This is a genomic window from Streptomyces sp. NPDC025651, from assembly GCF_055558735.1.
In genome coordinates, this window is the sequence record NZ_JBVHLZ010000008.1 from 368,209 (window position 1) to 386,609 (window position 18,401).

Consider the following 18,401-nt stretch of genomic DNA (forward strand, 5'->3'; position numbering starts at 1 on the left):
AGGCGCGGCGCAGCCGCATGCCTCAGGGGCGCGGGGAACTGCGCGACCAGCCCCCACCGGCGGCCGGTCGGGCACGACACCCCGCCGCCCTCCCCAGATTCCGCTCGCCACAGACTTCACGGAGACATCGACATGACCGCAAGCACCACCATCCGCTGGGAACAGGACGACACCGGCGTCGTCACCCTCGTCCTCGACGACCCCAACCAGTCCGCGAACACCATGAACCAGGCGTTCAAGGACTCCATCGCGGCGATCGCCGACCGCGCCGAGGCCGCCGTCCAGGCCGACAAGGACGCCATCCGCGGCTTCATCTACACCTCCGCGAAGAAGACGTTCTTCGCGGGCGGCGACCTGAAGGAAATGATCAAGGTCGGCCCACAGGACGCGCAGCAGGCGTTCGAGACGGGCACCGCCATCAAGAACTCGCTCCGCCGCATCGAGACCCTCGGCAAGCCCGTCGTCGCCGCCATCAACGGCGCGGCGCTCGGCGGCGGTTACGAGATCGCCCTCGCCTCGCACCACCGCGTCGCCCTCGACGTGTCCGGCTCCAAGATCGGCCTGCCCGAGGTCACCCTCGGACTGCTCCCTGCGGGCGGCGGCGTCACCCGCACCGTACGCCTCATGGGCATCACGGACGCGCTCCTGAAGGTGCTCCTCCAGGGCACCCAGTACAACCCCAGGCGCGCCCTGGAGAACGGCCTCGTCCACGAACTGGCCGCCACGCCCGAGGAGATGATCGAGAAGGCCCGCGCTTTCATCGACGCCAACCCCGAGTCGCAGCAGCCCTGGGACAAGCCGGGCTACCGCATCCCGGGCGGCACCCCCGCCAACCCGAAGTTCGCGGCGAACCTCCCGGCCTTCCCCGCCAACCTCAAGAAGCAGACGGCGGGCGCCCCTTACCCCGCTCCGCGCAACATCCTCGCGGCGGCCGTCGAGGGCTCGCAGGTCGACTTCGAGACCGCGCTGACCATCGAGGCCAGGTACTTCACCGAGCTGGTCACCGGCCAGGTCGCCAAGAACATGATCCAGGCGTTCTTCTTCGACCTGCAGGCCGTCAACTCCGGCGCCAACCGCCCCAAGGGCGTCGAGCCGCGCCAGGTCCGCAAGATCGCGGTGCTCGGCGCCGGGATGATGGGCGCGGGCATCGCGTACTCCTGCGCACGCGCGGGCATCGAGGTCGTCCTCAAGGACGTCTCGGCCGAGGCCGCCGCCAAGGGCAAGGGCTACTCCGAGAAGCTCTGCGCGAAGGCCGTCCAGCGGGGCCGTACGAGCCAGGAGAAGGCGGACGCGCTGCTCGCCCTCATCACGCCCACCGCCGACCCGCAGGCGCTCGCGGGATGCGACGCGGTGATCGAGGCGGTCTTCGAGGACACCTCGCTCAAGCACAAGGTGTTCCAGGAGATCCAGGACGTCGTCGAGCCGGACGCGCTGCTGTGCTCCAACACCTCGACGCTGCCCATCACCACGCTCGCCGAGGGCGTCTCGCGCCCCGTCGACTTCATCGGCCTGCACTTCTTCTCGCCCGTCGACAAGATGCCGCTCGTCGAGATCATCAAGGGCGAGCGGACCGGCGACGAGGCCCTGGCGCGCGCCTTCGACCTCGTGCGCCAGATCAACAAGACGCCGATCGTGGTCAACGACTCCCGCGGCTTCTTCACCTCGCGCGTCATCGGGCACTTCATCAACGAAGGCGTCGCGATGGTCGGCGAGGGCATCGAGCCCGCCTCCGTCGAGCAGGCGGCGGCCCAGGCGGGCTACCCCGCCAAGGTCCTCTCGCTGATGGACGAGTTGACGCTCACCCTGCCCCGCAAGATCCGCAACGAGACGAAGAAGGCCGTCGAGGAGGCGGGCGGCACCTGGGCTGGCCACCCCTCGGACGTCGTCATCGACCGCATGGTCGACGAGTTCGAGCGCCCCGGCAGGAGCGGGGGAGCGGGCTTCTACGACTACGTGGACGGCAAGCGCGCGGGGCTCTGGCCGGGCCTGCGCGAGCACTTCACCAAGCCGGGGCACGAGATCCCGTTCGAGGACATGCAGGAGCGCATGCTCTTCTCCGAGGCGCTCGACACCGTGCGCCTGATCGAGGAGGGCGTCCTGACGTCGGTCGCCGACGCCAACATCGGCTCCATCTTCGGCATCGGCTTCCCCGGCTGGACGGGCGGCGTGCTGCAGTACATCAACGGCTACGACGGCGGCCTGCCCGGATTCGTGGCACGCGCGCGTGAGCTCGCCGAGCGCTACGGAGAGCGGTTCACGCCGCCCGCGCTGCTGGTCGAAAAGGCGGAGAAGGGCGAGAGGTTCAGCGACGCCTGACCCTGTCGGCGCCTCCGGTTCCGCCTGGTCGGGGCGGAACCGGAGGCGCCTGCTCCAGCGTCGTATCCTGCCGTAGAGCATGATCACGACAAGTGGAGGGTGGCCGCTGTGCGGTTCACGACCGGGGGAACGACGCGAGCGGCCGGCGTCGGAGTGCTGATCCTCTCGCTGGCCCTGACGGGCTGCGGGGGCAAGAAGGACAAGAAGAAGCACAAGCGGGGCTCGTCGTCCTCGCACAGCCGCACCGTCGGCGGCGCGACGGGCGGATCAGGCGGATCGGGCGGCGCCAGGACGGGCGGCGGTTCGCTGAGCGGCGCCCGGGACGCCGAGGCGATCCTGCCGCCGCGCGAGACGATGCCCGCCGCCCTGCGCACCGTCTCCGTCAAGCCGTACAGCCGTGCCAAGGCGCCGTCCGTGTGCAAGGACCCGGGCCGCACGTGCAAGGGCGCGGTCGCGGGCGGCCAGGCCGGCTACCGCAGTACAGACAACGCCGAGAGCGCCGGTTACGACCTCATCGTGTACCGGAACGAGAGGTCCGCCGAGCGCGCCTTCACGGCCTGGAAGAGCCATGTGGAGAACAGCCACCACGAGCTCAAGGCCCTCGACGGGCCGCCGCGGGGCGACGCGAGCATCACGTACGGATACACGACGCCCGCGAAGAAGACCTCGCAGTCGATCGTGATCCGCCAGGGCAGGTACGTCGCCACGCTGGACCTCAGGGACAACTCCGGTCAGGCGTACGCGCGCAAGGACCTCCAGGCCCTCGCCGAGGTCTACGCCACGCGGATGCTGCAGGCCGCGCGGGACGAGACGCCGACCGCCACCGCGGCCGACGTCAGGGTGCAGCGAGCGGGTCGGGAGCGGCTCAGCTCTCCTTGAGCCACTCCCGCAGCTCCTCCTTGAGGGAGCGCTGGAACGCGGTCACCAGCGCCTGCACCACCATCGGCTGCATGTGGGCCGAGAGCGACCGCATCGCGGCCACGTGCTCCGGGTCCGACTCCCGCTCGCGGTAGGGCCCCCACACCTCGTCGCGGAACAGCCGCGACAGCTCGTGCGCGGCCTCGCGGGTGTGCTCCATCAACACCGTGCGCGCCGCCAGGATCGTCTCGTGCTCGATGGGCACGTCCAGGAGCTGCACCCCGAGCCGCAGCAGCCCCAGGTCCACGCGGTACGTCTGTGGGGTCTGCGTCCGCGCGATCACGCCCATCGCCGCGAGCCGGTCCAGGTCCTGCCCGGCCAGCGCCCGGCCCGCCCTGCGCTCCAGCTCGGCGAGCGTGACGTCCTCCGCCGAGTCGGGCGCCCAAGAGGCCACCACGGCACGGTGGATGGCGAGGTCGTGCGCGCTCAGGTCCGCGGGCAGCTGCTCCAGGTACCGCTCGATCGCGGCGAGCGTCATGCCCTGGTGCTGCAGCTCCTCGATGAGGGCGAGCCGGGACAGATGCGCCTGGCCGTAGTGACCGACGCGGCGCGGGCCGATCGCCGGCGGTGGCAGCAGGCCCTTGGTGCTGTAGAAGCGGACGGTGCGGACGGTGACGCCCGCGCGCGCGGCCAGTTCGTCGACGGTGAGTGTCGGCTCCTCGGTGTCCGTCGTCATGGCAGCGCCCTCCTGTGCATCAATGCGGTGCAACAGTATTGCTGGCACACCAGTGTTGTGAAACCCTCCGGGCCAGTCACATGCTCCGTCGTACGTCTCTCGCACGTCTCTCGCACGTCCAGCCAGGCACCCAGTCACGCGTCCGCTCACGCACAGCCGATGGCGCCAGGAGGCGGTCATGACCACGACCCTGCGACTCCCCGGGGACCTTGCCGACATCACGCTCCCCGCCCTGATGCTCCGCAACGCCGAGGACCACGGAGACCTTCCCGCGCTCTCCTGGCGCACGGGCGACGAGTGGTCGACGCTCACCTGGCGCGAGGCCCGGCGCAAGGTCGCCGTCCTCGCCGCCGGTTTCGGCGCGCTCGGCGTGCGGCGTGGCGAGCACGTCCTGATGATGATGGGCAACCGCCCCGAGCACTGGCTGAGCGACCTCGCCCTGACGCACCTCGGCGCCGTCCCCGTCAGTGTGTACGGCACCTCCGCACCCGAACAGGTCGCGCACATCGTCCGGCACAGCGGGGCCCGGTTCGCGATCGTCGAGAGCGCCCGTGAACTGCCGCGCTGGGAGCCCCTGCTGGACGACGAGACGGCCCCGCTGGAGCGCCTCGTCGTCGTGGAGGCGGCCGAGGCGGGACCGCACCGCACGTACGGCTCCCTGCACGCCTCCGGCGGCCGTCTGTTCAACCCCGACGCCTTCGAGAAGGCCTGGCGCGAGAGCCGCTCGACCGACGCGCTCACCGTCGTCTACACCTCGGGCACCACGGGCGACCCCAAGGGCGTGCGCCTCACGCACCGCAACGTCGTCCTCAACGGCATCGCACTGGACGCCGTCATCGAGTTCCCCGCCCACGTCGGCCATATCTGCTACCTGCCCTTTGCGCACATCGCGGAGCGCATGCTCGGCATCTACCTGCCGGTGCTGCGCGCCGCGCACGTCTATCTGTGCGCGGACCCCGCACAGGTGGCCGCCACCGCGCGCGAGCTGCATCCCTTCCAGTTCTTCGGTGTCCCGCGCGTGTGGGAGAAGCTCGCCGCGTCCGTCAAGGCCGCGCTCACCGGGCTGCCCGAGGAGCGGCGCCGCGCCATCGAGGCGGCGAACGAGACGGCACGCGCGCGCGTGGCCTGCCTGGAGCGCGGTGAGGAGCCCTCGGCCGAGCTCCGGGCCGCGTACCAGGAGGCCAAGGAGCAGGTGCTCGATCCGCTGCTCGCGCTCGCCGGGTTCGACCGCCTGGTGTGGACCGCGACCGCCGCGGCGCCGATGCCGCCGGACGTCGCCCGCTTCTGGGCGGGCTTCGGCCTGGTGATCATGGATGCGTGGGGCCTCACCGAGACGACGGGTGTCGTCACGACGAACGGTCCCGACGCGTTCCGTCTCGGCTCGGTGGGCCGCCCCCTCGAAGGCCTGGAGATCAGGACCGCCGACGACGGCGAGATCCTCGTACGAGGCGCGACGGTCTTCGACGGCTATCTGCGGCCCGACGGCGGGGTCGACAGCGCCTGCGACGCGGACGGCTGGTTCGCCACCGGCGACATCGGGCGGATCGACGAGGACGGGTTCCTCTGGCTCACCGACCGCAAGAAGGAAATGATCGTGACGTCGACGGGCAAGAACGTCTCGCCCGCCCTCGTCGAGAACACGCTCAAGGAGCACCCGCTGATCGGCCAGGCCCTCGTGCACGGGGACGGCCGCTCCTATCTGGTGGCGCTCCTCGTCCTCGACCCGGAGATGGCGTCCGCGTGGGCCGCGGCGCGCGGGATCGAGGGGGACCCGGTCGCGAGCGAGGCCGTCCGGGAGGAGGTGGCGCGCGCCGTCGAGGCCGCCAACGCGCGTCTGAACCGCACCGAGCAGATCAAGCGCTACCGCGTCCTCGCCGAGGAGTGGGGCCCGGAGACGGGCGAGCTGACGCCGTCCCTGAAGCTGCGCCGCCGCGTGATCCGCGACAGGTACAAGCAGGTCATCGAGGACCTGTACACCCCCTGATCACCATGTGAGAAGTTCCGCTATGTGACGTGCGCCACCGCGTGGGGGGTGGTGTGTGGGGGAAGGTGTCCCGTCGGTCCGCGCGCGTCAGGGGTGTCGCGGGCCGAAGCACATCCGGACCCCGGAGCTCTTCCGGGCACCAGAGAGTAGATCGACCACGTGAGCAAGGAAGCCGTAGACACGGCCGCCGTGGATGCGTCCCGCAACGACGCAGCCCAGGCCCCCGCGGACGCCGGCGACGCCGGTTACAGCAAGGACCTCAAGGCCCGCCACGTCAACATGATCGCGATCGGTGGCGCGATCGGCACCGGCCTCTTCCTGGGGGCGGGCGGCCGCCTCAACTCGGCGGGTCCCGCGCTCGCCCTCGCGTACCTCGTGTGCGGCATCTTCGCGTTCTTCGTCGTCAGGGCGCTCGGCGAGATGGTCCTGTACCGGCCCTCGTCGGGTTCGTTCGTCTCGTACGCGCGTGAGTTCCTCGGCGAGAAGGGCGCGTTCTTCGCCGGTTGGATGTACTTCCTCAACTGGTCGACCACGTGCATCGCCGACATCACGGCGATCGCCCTGTACACCCATTACTGGAGCTTCTTCACCGACATACCCCAGTGGGTGCTCGCGCTGATCGCTCTCGCGGTGGTGCTCTCCGTGAACCTCATCTCGGTGAAGTACTTCGGTGAGATGGAGTTCTGGTTCGCGATCATCAAGGTCGCCGCGCTGACCGCCTTCATGATCATCGGCATCTACCTGCTGGCCAGCCAGCACAAGGTGGGTGGCGAGACGCCGGGTCTGAACATGATCACCGACCACGGCGGGTTCCTGCCGAACGGCATGATGCCGGTCGTGATCGTCATGCAGGGTGTCGTCTTCGCCTACGCCTCCCTGGAGCTGGTCGGCGTCGCGGCGGGCGAGACCAAGGACCCGCAGAAGGTCGTCCCGCGCGCGGTGAACTCCATCATGTGGCGCGTGGGTCTCTTCTACGTCGGTTCCGTGGTGCTGCTCGCGCTGCTGCTGCCCGGCTCGCTGTACTCGGCCGACCAAAGCCCGTTCGTGACGGTCCTTTCCAAGATCGGCGTCCCGGCCGCCGGCGACGTGATGAACTTCGTGGTCCTCACCGCGGCCATGTCCTCGCTGAACTCCGGCCTGTACTCCACCGGCCGCATCCTGCGCTCCATGGCGATGTCGGGCTCGGCCCCGAAGTTCACCGCGAAGATGAACCGCAGCCAGGTGCCCTACGGCGGCATCCTGCTCACCGCCTCGATCGGCGTCCTCGGCGTCGGCCTGAACCGCATCGTCCCGGACAAGGCCTTCGAGATCGTCCTGAACGTGGCCTCGCTCGGCATCATCGGCACCTGGATCACGATCATGGTCTGTCACCTGGCCTTCGTGCGCAGCGCGAAGCGTGGCGAGATCACCCGGCCGAAGTTCCGCCTCCCCGGCAGCGGCGTCACGGAGTACGTGACCATCGCGTTCCTGCTGGCCGTCCTCTGCCTGATGTGGAAGGACGCCGAGGTCGGCCGCAAGACCCTGTTCCTGATCCCGATCGTGGGCGCGGCCCTGGTCATCGGCTGGTTCGGCGTCCGCCGCCGGGTGGAGCGCGAGGCCCAGGGCCTCACGGTGCCGCAGGAGTCGAAGGAGCAGTAACAGGTCCAAGGACCAGCAACAGGTCCGAGGATCACAACAGGTCGAAGGACCACAACAGGTCGAAGGACCGGCAACAGCAAGGGCGGCGGCCGCTCGACGGCCGTTGTCAGTGGCAGTCCTCACGGTGGCGTCATGTCGGAGATCGCGTATGTCCGAGGTGGCGCCACCGCGCCGTTCGGCAAGGGCGTCGAACTCGGCGCCTTGGTCCGGGCGAGCGTCGCGGCCCGGTCGGTCCCATTGGTCCGGGTGGGACGTCAGGGGTGGTGGCGTGGTCCGTATCACTCAACTCCCTTGCAGATGTGCGTTGTTGCGCACGGATGAGCGGGTAGGGCTCTGGCATGCGGCTCATCCCCACGGACCTCGGCCCGCTGAACCCGGAAGTCGAACATCTGGCGTTCGGCCTCGTCCTGTTCGGCGTCGTGCACCTCTTCGTCGTCCGCTGCCTGTCTCGCGTCAACCGCGTGATCCTGGACCGGGAGGCGATCTTCGACGACGTCGCGGGAGGCACCGCGTACCTGCTCAGGGCTGAGGCCGAGCGCATGCGCGAGATGACGGGGGCGCTGCTCTCGGAGGCCCGGCGCGACGCCGCCCGCATCCGTCAGGAGGCCCGCGAGGAGGGGGCCGCCCTGATCGCCTCGGCCCGCGCGGAGGGCCTGCGGGAGCGTGCCGAGGTCGTGGTCACCGGCCAGGCCAGGGTCGAGGCGGAGCGCGCCGCGGCCGAGGCCGAACTGCGCTGCCGCGTCTCCGAGCTGGCCTCCGCGCTGGCGAGCCGCATCGTGGGCGAGCCGATCCCCGCGGCACCGGACGGCGAGCCGGTCCCCGCGCAGGGCGGAGGGGCGATCAAGCCCTCGGTCGGCGGGGCGATCACCGAGCCCGGCGCCGGGCCGACGGGTTCCGGTCGCTAGGCCTACGCTTTCGCGCCCTGGTCCGCTGCCCTCACTGGCGGCCGGGCCCCCCGCCCCCGACACTCGGGGCATGGACGTCATGGTCTCGGTCAAGGACGGCGAACTGTGGGCGCAGGACTCGGGTGAACCGAGCGGCGGGGACGGCCAGGGTCTTCCGCTGATCCTGCTGCACCCGGGAGTCGCCGACTCCCGCGTCTGGGACGGCATCCTGCCGCGCCTCACGGAGCGGTACCGGGTGATCCGCTACGACGCGCGGGCGTACGGCAGGTCGCCCGCCCCGACCGCCCCCTTCTCGCTGGTCGAGGATCTGATCGCGGTCCTCGACCACTTCGGTGTGGCCCGCGCGGTGTTCATCGGATACAGCATGGGCGGCGGCACGGCCCTCAGCCTCGCGCTCCGCGACCCGGCCCGGGTGGCGAGCCTCGCCCTGATCACCCCGACCGTCACCGGCGCCGAGGACCCGCTGCCGCCAAAGGTCATGGCCGAGGTCGGCCGGCTCGCCGAGGCGGGTGACGTGGACGGCATCGTCGCGGTGATAAGGCACACCTCCGCCGCCCTGGGTACCGGCGACGACCCCGAGGTGACGGCGTACCTCACGGCGGTGGTCCCCGCGTGGCTCGCCGTCGTTCCGCACCACGTGCCCGACCCGCCCGTCTACGACCGGCTCGGCGAGCTCGACGTGCCCTGCGTCCTCGCCCTGGCCGAGCACGACCAGCCCGGTGTGATCCGCGTGAACGAGACGGTCGCGGAGCGCATCCCGGGCTGTCGCGTGGTGCGGCTCGCCCACAGCGACCACTTCCCGACGGTGCGCGAACCGGACGCGATCGTGGACCTTGTCCTGGACGCGTACGCCATGGCGCGCTGACCGGTCGGGGAGCGTCGCGGGGCGCCCCTCCTGCCCCGCGACGCTCCCGCCCCCCGGCCGGCCGGGGGCTGCTGCCAGGAATGCGGATCACGGTCTCCTTCCTGCTCCACCCGGTCGACTGCTTCGCGCTCGACAAGGGCGACCACGTACGGGACTTCGCGCGGCGCCACCTGCTCCCGCTGCTCGACCGATGGCCCCGCAGGTCCTCAGAAGCGGGCGTGGAGCCTGCGTCCCAGTTCCACCGCCCGCGCCGCCTTGTCCGGTGCGGTCGCGAACGACGTCAGATCCGCGTACGGCGCGAAGCGCTTGACCGTCACCGAGCGCGGCACGGCGAACGCCCGCAGCCCCTCCGCGCCGTGGATCCGCCCGAACCCCGACTCGCCCGTGCCGCCGAACGGCAGCGAGGGCACCGCGGCGAAGCCGAGCACCGAACCGACTGCCACGGCACCGGAGTTGAGTCGCTGTGCCACCGCGAGACCCGCGGCGCGCGACCCGGTGAAGACCGCCGCGCCCAGCGCGTACGGCGAGGCGTTGGCCCGCTCCACGGCCTCGTCCAGGTCCCGCACCCGGTTGACCGCGACGACGGGCCCGAACGTCTCCTCCGTCATCGCGGGGGAGTTCTCGGGGACGTCCACGAGGACCACGGGGTGCACGAAGGGTGCCGCGACGGACTCGGGGCCGCCGAGCGGCGCCCGCGCGCCGGTCGACAGCGCCTCCTTCATGTGCCGTTCCACGACGCCGAGTTGGGTCGGCAGCGTCATGGGGCCGTAGTGCTCCCCGGCGGCCAGGGACCGGGCCCGCTCGACGACGAGCTCGCACAGCCGCCTGTGCACGGACTCCACCGCGTAGACGCGCTCCACGCCCGCGCAGGTCTGCCCCGCGTTCGCCATCGCGCCCCACACGATCGCCTCGGCCGCCGCCACCAGATCGGCGTCCGCGCCCACGAGGACGGCGTCCTTGCCGCCGCACTCCGCGAGCAGCGGCGTGAGCGAGCGCGCGCACACCTCGGCGACCTGACGCGCCGTCCCGGGCGACCCGGTGAACGCCAGCTTGTCGACCCCGCCCTCGGCGAGCGCCCGCCCCGTCGAGCCGGGCCCCGTCACCGTACGCAGCAGCCCCGCGCAGTCCGGCACGGCCTCGTCGAAGCTCGACGCAAGGAACACCCCCGTACCCGCGGCGAGTTCGGACGGCTTGAAGACGACGGCGTTCCCGGCGGCGAGCGCGTAGCCGATCGACCCCATGGGTGTGTACACGGGGTAGTTCCACGGCCCGATGACGCCCACGACGCCCAGGGGACGGTAGCCGAGGAAGGACCGCTGGTGGACGGAGAGCGGCCCGGACGGCACCCGGCGCACCCGCAGCACGCCGCGCGCGTTGCGGGCGGCCCAGTCCAAGTGGACCAGGGCGAGCAGGACTTCGGCCCGCGCGTCGTGCGCGGGCTTGCCCGTCTCGGCCGACACGACGTCCGCGAGTTCGTCCATGCGCCGGGCCAGGGACCGCTTCCACGCGAGCAGCCGGGACCGCCGGCCCGCCCAGCCGAGCGCCGCCCAGTCGGCGGCCGCGCCCCGGCCGCGCGCGACGGCGTCCGCGACCTCCTCGGGGCCGCCCACCGGGTGCTCGCCGAGGACGTCTCCGGTGGCAGGGGAACGTACGGAGAAAGTGGCCATAAGTCAGCGCTCCAGGGGTACTTCGTCGGGCAGCGGCCGCACCGGACGGCTGTGTGCCCAGTGCGGACCCAGGTCGTCGAGGGTGTAGCCGAAGGGATACGACCGGGGCTTGGGCAGCGCGGGCCACCGGTGGGGTCGCGCGGGCAGCAGCCTCACGAACGCCGAACGGCCCCGGACCGCCCGCTCGGCAGCAGCCTGCACCCATCGGGGCTGCGGCCGGAACCCCAGTGCGCGAAGCAGCGGTTCGTCGAGCAGGGCGAGGGAGAGGCGGGACACCACGGGGCGCACGAGCCGCGGATACCAGGCGGCCGTCACGCGGAACGTCGCCGACGCCACGCGGCGGTTGGCCGGGTCGTAGGCGAACATCCGCGCCTCGTAGTCGTCGAGGAGCTCCTCGAAGCCCGCATACGTCGAGGGGGCACCGTCGATCTCCATCATCCGCGCCATCTTGTGGCCCACCAGCGCAAGCGCCTCCCGCTCGTTGGCGCACAGCCGCCGCCAGCCGAACCGGTCTATCCAGCGCACGGGGCCCACGACGGTGGTCGCGAGGACGTACAGGTAGTCCTCGTTGGGGATCCGGTACTTGCCGTGGATGCGGTTGAGATGGCGGGCGGCGGCCCGGCCCCGCTCGGAGTCGAAGCCGTCCTGCGCCATCTCGAAGCCGAACAGGACGGTGTCGTCGTACCGCTTCTGCCCCGCACGCTCGAACTCCTGCGTGTGGTCGAGGAGTCGGGAGATGCGGGGCACTCCGTAGTCACGGAGGAAGGCGACGCTGATGCCCTGCGTGTAGTCCCACGGGAACTCGTACTGCGAGATCAGCTTGTGGATGTGTGCGTAGTCGCGGGCGGGATCCATCCGGCGGATCTCGCGCAGCCGGCTGTAGCGGCCCATGGGCGTCTCCTCACGGCGTGGCGCGCTGCTGAGAACGGTGTAGCGCACATCGGCGGCGTCGACGAGGACCTGACCGGCCGTCACCGGCTCCGTGGTGAGCTCGGGAACGGGATCTCGACGGCCTCAAGCACCACCATCTGCCGCCGGACCGGGCGTCCTTCTGCGCGTCCTGGCGTCCTACGACGAGATGGTCCGCGAGCGCCTCGAACTCAACCAGTCGGTGCGTGAGGCGCTCGGCGAACTGGCGTGACGCGCTGCTGGTCACCGTCGGCACGCTGCCGCAGGTCCTGCGGGAGCGACTCGGCCTCACCCGGCCCCCGGGCCAGGAGCGCGCCCCGCGCCGCTTCACGCGCCTGCTCCGCGTCCTGATGGCGCTGGTGCCACCGCCCCTGAGGATCGCGGTCACGCTCGCGGTCGCACACTGGAACACGCACACACCGGGGGCGGACCCGCAGACCAGGCGCCCCCTCGGCGCCCCGGGCCGTGCCGCCGCGCACCGCCGAGGAGCACGTCGCATGACCTAAGGACGACGGACGCGATCCCGCCCCCCGCCCGGCGGCATCCTCTGGAGCATCGCGGGCGACATCCGCATGCTCCTGATGCTGCCGCCCGCGCTCACCCTCCAGGTGGCGCGCCCCGCGGTCGGCGCGGGCGTCGACGACCACTCGGTGTTCCGCACCGACCCGTGGGGCCGCGGCGAGCGCTCGGTCCGCTCCGTCCTGCTGTGGGTGTACGGCGGCGAGGAGGCCGCCGCGGAGGGCCGCAGACTGCGCGCGCCGCACCGCACCATCCAGGGCACGGACACCCGCGGCCGCCGCTACCACGCGCTGACGCCCGCCCACTACGGCTGGGTCCACGCCACCGGGTTCCCCGTCTACCGGCACGCTCAGAAGTACCTGGGCCGTCCCTTCACCGAGGCGCAGGAACGGCGGTTGTACGCGGAGTGGCTCCAGGTCGGGCGGATCCTCGGCATCCACGACCGCGACATGCCGCAGACGCCGGAGGAGTTCTGGCCGTACTGCCGCAAGGTGCTCGCCGACGAGGTCGAGCTCACCGCCGTCGCCGAGGAACTGACCGCCACCGACCGCCCGGTGCCGCCGCCGGACCGCGGCCCGCGAGCCCTGCGCCTGCTCCTTCGCGCCCTGTGGCCGTGGCTGCCGCCCCCGCTGGCCCGCTTCCGCCGCTTCGTCACGATCGGCCTGATGCCGCCCGAGGCCCGCGAGGCGATCGGCCTCCCGTGGACGGCCGCGCAGGAGCGCGGACTGCGCCGCTTCGGCAGGTCGGTCCGCACGGTGGTGCCGCTGCTGCCGGAGCGGCTGCGCTGTCTGCCGATCGCCCGGCGGGCCGGGAATCGGCACCGCGACGCCGGGAATCGGCACGGCGCCGCTGGGAATCGGAACCGCGCCGCCGGGCGGTAGGCCCGGACGGCGCGGCGCACCCGTTCGTCAGTGACCGTGCTTGTCCGCGGCCTCGGGGCCGTGCCCGTGCCCGTGCACGCCGTTCGTCGCGGCGATCTGCTTCCACGACTTCGGCTTGGCCACAGCGGCGGCCGACCGCGCGATGCCGGCGTCCCGCACCGCCGGGGCCTCGGGACGCGACGGCTGGTAGAGCCAGGTGTCGAACAGCTCCGCCAGCGGCTTGCCCGAGACCTTCTCGGCGTACTTCACGAAGTCGCTGACCTTCGCGTTGCCGTACTGGTACTTCTGCGGCCAGCCCTTGAGGATCGCGAAGAACGCGTCGTCGCCGACCTCGTTGCGCAGCGCCTGCAGGGCGAGCGCGCCCCGGTCGTAGACCGCGCCGTGGAACTGGTTGTCCGGACCCGGGTCGCCCGGCTTGACCTGCCACCACGGGTCGTCGGCGGGGTGCTGCGCGTACACGTAGTCCGCGAGCTCCTGGGCCGTGCCCTCGCCCTCCTTCTCCGACCACAGCCACTGGCTGTAGCGGGCGAAGCCCTCGTTGACCCAGATGTCCTTCCAGCCGTGCACGGACACGCTGTCGCCGTACCACTGGTGGGCGATCTCGTGGACGACGAGCGACGGGTTGGAGCCGTTGGAGAACGCGGCCGGGCTGTAGAAGGGCCGGGTCTGGGTCTCCAGGGCGTAGCTGCTCTTCACGTTCGGGACGTAGCCGCCGAGCGCGTTGAACGGGTACTTCCCGTAGACCGTCTCCAGCCACTCGGTGACCTCGGTGGTCCGCTCGATGCTGGCCCGCGCGGCGCCCGCGTTGTCGCCGAGGTCCTTGCTGTAGGCGTTGAGGACGGGCAGACCGCTCTCGGTCTTGTCCGTCGTGATGTCGAACTTGCCGACCGCGAGCGTGGCGAGATAGCTGGCCTGCGGCTTGTTCGACCGCCAGCTGTAGCGGGTCCAGCCCAGCTTCGAACTCTGCGACTGCAGCACGCCGTTGGAGATCGCCTGGGTGCCGTCCGGCACCGAAACCGACACGTCGTACGTCGCCTTGTCCAGCGGGTGGTCGTTGGACGGGAACCACCAGGCCGCCGACTCCGGCTCCTGCGCCGCGACGCCGCCGTCCGGCGTGCGGTGCCAGGCCGTGTAGCCGTTGATCTTCACCTCGGACGGCTTGCCCGAGTAGCGCACGACCACGGTGATCGGCGTGCCCTTGGGCAGCCCCGCGACCGGGGTGATCTCCAGCTCCTGCTCGCCGGTCTTCTGGAACTTCGCCTTCTTGCCGTTGACCCGCACCTCGGAGACCTTCAGGCCGAGGTCGAGGTTGAAGCGCGAGAGGTTCTGCGTGGTCTTGGCGTTGAGCGTCGCCGTGCCCTCGATGAGGTCGGTGGCGGGCTGGTACTTCAGACGCAGGTCGTAGTGCGAGACGTCGTATCCGCCGTTGCCGCTCGCCGGGTAGTAGGGGTCGCCGATGCCCGGGGCCCCGGGGGAGAAGTCCGCCGCCGATGCCGGGATCGCCAGCAGGAGGGAGGCCGCGAGCGCGCCCGGGGCGATGAGTCTGCGGTGCACGAAAACTCCAAGTCGTAGGGGCACATCATCTGTTCGTCCTGATCGTCGACCCTATTCAGCCCTCCCTCACGCGTCATGTCCATGGCCCCGGACGTCACACGATCGCCATTCGGCCGACATGTGCCTTGATGTCCCACACGCATGACACGACAGCGTGCGGCCCTCTGTCGCACGGGAGTTCACCGATGTACCTTTCGCGCCATGCCGATACGTGCGCGACGCACCCGCCTCCTGTGGAGAACGCTGCTAGCGGCGGCCCTGACCGCCTTGCTCGCCACCCTCTTGTCCCCGGGCGCCGCGGGAGCCGCACAGGCCCCGCGCACGCCGGACCAGGCCTCAAGGACGCCGGACGAGAGCAGACCCGTGTACTCGTACGAGGACGCGATACGCGAATCCGTATGGGTCGACACCGGAATCGACGGCGACGCGGACGGCAGGACCGACCGCGTCGCCGTCGACATCGTCAGGCCCCGCGAACTCGACCGCGCGGGCCGCCGAATACCCGTGATCATGGACGCGAGCCCGTACTACTCCTGCTGCGGCCGGGGCAACGAGAGCCAGAAGAAGACCTACGACGCGGACGGCAACCCCGTCCTCTTCCCGCTCTACTACGACAACTACTTCGTGCCGCGCGGCTACGGCTACGTCGCGGTGGACCTCACGGGCACGAACCGCTCCGACGGCTGCGTCGACATCGGCGGCCGCTCCGACGTCCGGTCCGCCAAGGCCGTCGTGGACTGGCTGAACGGCGGCGCCCGCGCCTACACCACCCGCACGGGGAACGAGCGTACGAAGGCGTCGTGGACCAACGGCGACACCGGAATGATCGGCAAGAGCTACGACGGGACCATAGCCAACGGCGTGGCCGCCACCGGAGCGCGAGGTCTCAAGACCATCGTGCCGATCGGCGCCATCTCCTCCTGGTACGACTACTACTTCGCCAAGGGCGCCCCGCTCTTCAACAGCGGCCCCGACGGCCTGGCCCGCGGCGTGCAGAGCCCCGAGGCCCGCGACCGCTGCGGCGCCGTGCAGCAGCGCCTGATCGACGGGGCGCCCCGCACCGGCGACTGGACCCCGCTGTGGAGCGAGCGCGACCACGTGCCGGACGCCGGCAAGGTGCGGGCCAGCGTCTTCGCCGTGCACGGCATGCAGGACCTCAACGTCCGCACCAAGCACTTCGGTCAGTGGTGGGACGCCCTCGCCGCGAACGGCGTCGAGCGCAAGCTCTGGCTCAGCCAGGCAGGCCACGTCGACCCCTTCGACTTCCGCCGCGAGGCATGGGTGCGCACCCTGCACCGCTGGTTCGACCACGAACTCCTCGGCTACGACAACGGCATCGACCGCGAGCCGATGGCCGACATCGAGCGCGCGCCCGACCGCTGGACCACCGACCGCGTCTGGCCGCCGCGCGGCACGGACACCGTCACGCTGCGCCCGTCCAAGGGCGGTTCACCCGGCGTCGGCGCCCTCGGCCCGCGCCGCGGCAAGGGCACCGAGACCTTCACCGACGACCGGCGGCTGAGCGAGACGGACTGGGCCGAGCGCATCGACACCCCGACGCCCGACAAGGCCGGTTTCCTCAGCAAGCCCCTCGCCCGTGACCTGCGCCTGTCGGGCTCCTCGACCGTGACGGTCACCGCGACCCCGACGACGCGCACCGCCCACCTCTCCGCGGTCCTCGTCGACCTCGGCCCCGCCACCATCCGGGACTACGCGGACGACGACGAGGGCATCGTCACCCTCCCCGAGCGCACCTGCTGGGGCGCGAGCACCGAGGGCGACAGCTCCTGTTTCAAGGAGACGCGCGCGAAGACCGCCGACGTGGAGTACACGATCTTCAGCCGCGGCTGGGCCGACCTCGGCAACTGGGCCGACCCCCACAAGGGCCGCCCGCTCACCCCGGGCAAGCCCCACACCATCACGCTCGACCTCGCCGCGAGCGACCACGTCGTGCCCAAGGGCCACCGCCTCGCGCTGATCATCGCGGGCACCGACAAGAACCTCATCGTGCCGCCCGCGGACACCCCGACGCTCGCCATCGACCTGGGCCGCACCTTCGCGAAGCTGCCGCTGGTCGGCGGCAAGGGCGCGTTCACCACCTCAGAGGCCGTCACCCCCCGCGAACCCCGTCTCGACGGCGTGGCCCCGCCGCGTCCGCTCAACCCCCGCCCGGGAGGCAGCACTTCATGACACCGCGCATCCGCACCCTGGCGCTCTCTTGCGCCGCCGTAGCGCTCGCCGCGCCACTCCTGTCGGCGCCCGCGCAGGCGACGCCGACACCGCCCCGTACCGGCTTCGAGGAGACCAACGGCGCCCGCTGGACCTCGCAGCCCGAGGAGCAGGACCTCCTGGCCGCCGTCGACAAGGCGAGCGACCGGGTGTCCGTGTCCCGCATCGGCGAGACCAAGCAGGACCGTCCGCTCCAGCTGGTCCGCATCGGGGAACGCCGCACGAAGAACACGGTGTTGCTGATCTGCAGCCAGCACGGCGACGAGCCGTCGGGCCGCGAGGCCTGCCTGTCGACGATCCGCGACCTGGCGTACGCGAAGGACAAGAAGACCCAGCGCTTCCTGAACCGCACCACGCTCCTCTTCGTCCCCACCGCCAACCCGGACGGGCGCGCCGCCGACACCCGCGGCAACTCCGACGGCGTCGACATCAACCGCGACCACATCGCCCTGCGGACCGCGGAGGGCCGCGCCATGGCCGCCGTGATCCGCGACCGCGAGCCCGACGTCATCTACGACCTGCACGAGTACGGCGCGACCCCCAAGTACTACGACAAGGACCTCTTCGACCTCTGGCCGCGCAACCTCAACACCGACGAGGCCGTCCACAAGGAGGCACAGACCCTCTCGAAGGCGTACGTGCGCCCGGCCGCCGAGCACGACGGCTACACGACGGGCACCTACGGCATCTGGACCGACCCCGAAACCGGCGAGCCGATCAAGCAGGTGGCGGGCGACGGCCAGGAGCGCATCCTGCGCAACGTCTCCGGCATCAAGCACGCCGCGGGCCTGCTCATCGAGAGCCGCGTCGACCCCCTCACAGAGGCCGAGAAGAAGGACGAGGCACTGAACAACCGGCGCCGCGTGGCCTCCCAACGCTCCGCGCTCGGCGGTCTGTTCGACTTCACGGACGAGCGCCGCGGGCAGCTGGAGAGGGCCACCGACGCGGCCCGCGTCGAGGGCTTCCGCGACCGTGGCCCGGTCTACGTCGGCGGCGCGGACAACGACCCGGCCGAGCCGTCCGAGATCATCCAGGACCCGCCCTGCGGCTACCGCCTGGACGCCGCCCAGTACCGCGACGTCAAGGACGAACTGGCCCTGCACGGCGTCACGGTAAGGCGCCAGAAGAACGGCGCGTACGTCCCCCTGCGGCAGTCCGCACGGGCCCTCGTGCCGCTGCTCCTGGACGAGCGTGCCACCTATCACATCGTCACAGGTCGGCCCGACATGAGCTGTTGAGCGGGTGAGATGTGCGTCACATGTGGTAGGGGGTAACGGAGAACAAAGTCTCGACGTAATCGACCCCTTGAAAGGTGTCACCTGTGACGCAGGATCAGCAAA

Annotated in this window: 14 protein-coding genes; 10 read left to right on the forward strand and 4 right to left on the reverse strand. The window is 71.2% G+C overall.

Going from position 1 to position 18,401, the window contains the following annotated elements; genetic code table 11:
* Nucleotides 1–132: 132 nt before the first annotated feature.
* Nucleotides 133–2,316, forward strand: coding sequence for a 3-hydroxyacyl-CoA dehydrogenase NAD-binding domain-containing protein (locus ACZ4D5_RS28180; protein ID WP_467775216.1), 2,184 nt, complete (start codon nucleotides 133–135; stop codon nucleotides 2,314–2,316).
* A gap of 108 nt (nucleotides 2,317–2,424) precedes the next feature.
* Nucleotides 2,425–3,195 (forward strand): hypothetical protein, encoded by a 771-nt coding sequence (locus ACZ4D5_RS28185; protein WP_467775217.1) that lies wholly within the window; start codon nucleotides 2,425–2,427, stop codon nucleotides 3,193–3,195.
* On the opposite strand, the gene ACZ4D5_RS28190 is transcribed toward ACZ4D5_RS28185, so the two are convergent.
* Nucleotides 3,182–3,910 carry a MerR family transcriptional regulator gene (locus ACZ4D5_RS28190; RefSeq protein WP_467775218.1) on the reverse strand — a complete coding sequence of 243 codons (729 nt, stop codon included), beginning with the start codon at nucleotides 3,908–3,910 and terminating at the stop codon, nucleotides 3,182–3,184. The genes ACZ4D5_RS28185 and ACZ4D5_RS28190 overlap by 14 nt on opposite strands.
* 178 nt (nucleotides 3,911–4,088) lie before the next feature.
* Here ACZ4D5_RS28190 and ACZ4D5_RS28195 point away from each other — a divergent pair, with 178 nt between their 5' ends.
* From ACZ4D5_RS28195 to ACZ4D5_RS28210, 4 genes are all read left to right on the forward strand, one after another.
* Nucleotides 4,089–5,894 carry an AMP-dependent synthetase/ligase gene (locus ACZ4D5_RS28195; protein ID WP_467775219.1) on the forward strand — a complete coding sequence of 602 codons (1,806 nt, stop codon included), beginning with the start codon at nucleotides 4,089–4,091 and terminating at the stop codon, nucleotides 5,892–5,894.
* 159 nt (nucleotides 5,895–6,053) lie between these two features.
* A complete protein-coding gene (locus ACZ4D5_RS28200) occupies nucleotides 6,054–7,532 on the forward strand; it encodes an amino acid permease (RefSeq protein WP_467775220.1) in 1,479 nt (492 codons plus the stop codon).
* A 338-nt stretch (nucleotides 7,533–7,870) separates the two neighbouring features.
* Nucleotides 7,871–8,437 carry a F0F1 ATP synthase subunit B family protein gene (locus ACZ4D5_RS28205; RefSeq protein ID WP_467775221.1) on the forward strand — a complete coding sequence of 189 codons (567 nt, stop codon included), beginning with the start codon at nucleotides 7,871–7,873 and terminating at the stop codon, nucleotides 8,435–8,437.
* Between the two features lie 70 nt (nucleotides 8,438–8,507).
* The gene (locus ACZ4D5_RS28210) at nucleotides 8,508–9,302 is read left to right on the forward strand and encodes an alpha/beta fold hydrolase (protein ID WP_467775222.1); all 795 of its coding nucleotides are present in this window, start codon (nucleotides 8,508–8,510) and stop codon (nucleotides 9,300–9,302) included.
* A gap of 206 nt (nucleotides 9,303–9,508) precedes the next feature.
* Here ACZ4D5_RS28210 and ACZ4D5_RS28215 read toward each other — a convergent pair whose 3' ends face one another.
* Both ACZ4D5_RS28215 and ACZ4D5_RS28220 read right to left on the reverse strand, forming a co-directional pair.
* Nucleotides 9,509–10,969: an aldehyde dehydrogenase family protein gene (locus ACZ4D5_RS28215; RefSeq protein ID WP_467775223.1), complete on the reverse strand. Its 1,461-nt coding sequence runs from the start codon at nucleotides 10,967–10,969 to the stop codon at nucleotides 9,509–9,511.
* A gap of 3 nt (nucleotides 10,970–10,972) precedes the next feature.
* A complete protein-coding gene (locus ACZ4D5_RS28220; protein WP_467775347.1) occupies nucleotides 10,973–11,860 on the reverse strand; it encodes an oxygenase MpaB family protein in 888 nt (295 codons plus the stop codon).
* Nucleotides 11,861–11,997: 137 nt separating this feature from the next.
* On the opposite strand from ACZ4D5_RS28220, the gene ACZ4D5_RS28225 reads away from it, so the two are divergent.
* Together ACZ4D5_RS28225 and ACZ4D5_RS28230 are read left to right on the forward strand one after the other, a co-directional pair.
* Nucleotides 11,998–12,384, forward strand: coding sequence for an oxygenase MpaB family protein (locus ACZ4D5_RS28225; protein WP_467775348.1), 387 nt, complete (start codon nucleotides 11,998–12,000; stop codon nucleotides 12,382–12,384).
* A gap of 66 nt (nucleotides 12,385–12,450) precedes the next feature.
* Nucleotides 12,451–13,278, forward strand: a complete 828-nt coding sequence (locus ACZ4D5_RS28230) for an oxygenase MpaB family protein (RefSeq protein WP_467775224.1) — start codon at nucleotides 12,451–12,453, stop codon at nucleotides 13,276–13,278.
* A 27-nt stretch (nucleotides 13,279–13,305) separates the two neighbouring features.
* On the opposite strand, the gene ACZ4D5_RS28235 is transcribed toward ACZ4D5_RS28230, so the two are convergent.
* Nucleotides 13,306–14,832 (reverse strand): M1 family metallopeptidase, encoded by a 1,527-nt coding sequence (locus ACZ4D5_RS28235; RefSeq protein WP_467775225.1) that lies wholly within the window; start codon nucleotides 14,830–14,832, stop codon nucleotides 13,306–13,308.
* A 201-nt stretch (nucleotides 14,833–15,033) separates the two neighbouring features.
* On the opposite strand from ACZ4D5_RS28235, the gene ACZ4D5_RS28240 reads away from it, so the two are divergent.
* Entirely contained in the window at nucleotides 15,034–17,022 is a 1,989-nt protein-coding gene (locus tag ACZ4D5_RS28240; protein ID WP_467775226.1) for a Xaa-Pro dipeptidyl-peptidase, read from the forward strand.
* Nucleotides 17,019–18,299, forward strand: a complete 1,281-nt coding sequence (locus ACZ4D5_RS28245) for a M14 family metallopeptidase (RefSeq protein WP_467775227.1) — start codon at nucleotides 17,019–17,021, stop codon at nucleotides 18,297–18,299. The genes ACZ4D5_RS28240 and ACZ4D5_RS28245 overlap by 4 nt, the downstream gene beginning before the upstream one ends.
* Nucleotides 18,300–18,401 lie beyond the last annotated feature (102 nt).

Coding starts and splice junctions, on each gene's coding strand:
- ACZ4D5_RS28230 (WP_467775224.1), top strand. CDS start 12,451: ATGCTCCTGATGCTGCCGCCCGCGCTCACCCTCCAGGTGGCGCGCCCC.
- ACZ4D5_RS28195 (WP_467775219.1), top strand. CDS start 4,089: ATGACCACGACCCTGCGACTCCCCGGGGACCTTGCCGACATCACGCTC.
- ACZ4D5_RS28245 (WP_467775227.1), top strand. CDS start 17,019: ATGACACCGCGCATCCGCACCCTGGCGCTCTCTTGCGCCGCCGTAGCG.
- ACZ4D5_RS28190 (WP_467775218.1), bottom strand. CDS start 3,910: ATGACGACGGACACCGAGGAGCCGACACTCACCGTCGACGAACTGGCC.
- ACZ4D5_RS28205 (WP_467775221.1), top strand. CDS start 7,871: ATGCGGCTCATCCCCACGGACCTCGGCCCGCTGAACCCGGAAGTCGAA.
- ACZ4D5_RS28220 (WP_467775347.1), bottom strand. CDS start 11,860: ATGGGCCGCTACAGCCGGCTGCGCGAGATCCGCCGGATGGATCCCGCC.
- ACZ4D5_RS28240 (WP_467775226.1), top strand. CDS start 15,034: ATGCCGATACGTGCGCGACGCACCCGCCTCCTGTGGAGAACGCTGCTA.
- ACZ4D5_RS28215 (WP_467775223.1), bottom strand. CDS start 10,969: ATGGCCACTTTCTCCGTACGTTCCCCTGCCACCGGAGACGTCCTCGGC.
- ACZ4D5_RS28180 (WP_467775216.1), top strand. CDS start 133: ATGACCGCAAGCACCACCATCCGCTGGGAACAGGACGACACCGGCGTC.
- ACZ4D5_RS28210 (WP_467775222.1), top strand. CDS start 8,508: ATGGACGTCATGGTCTCGGTCAAGGACGGCGAACTGTGGGCGCAGGAC.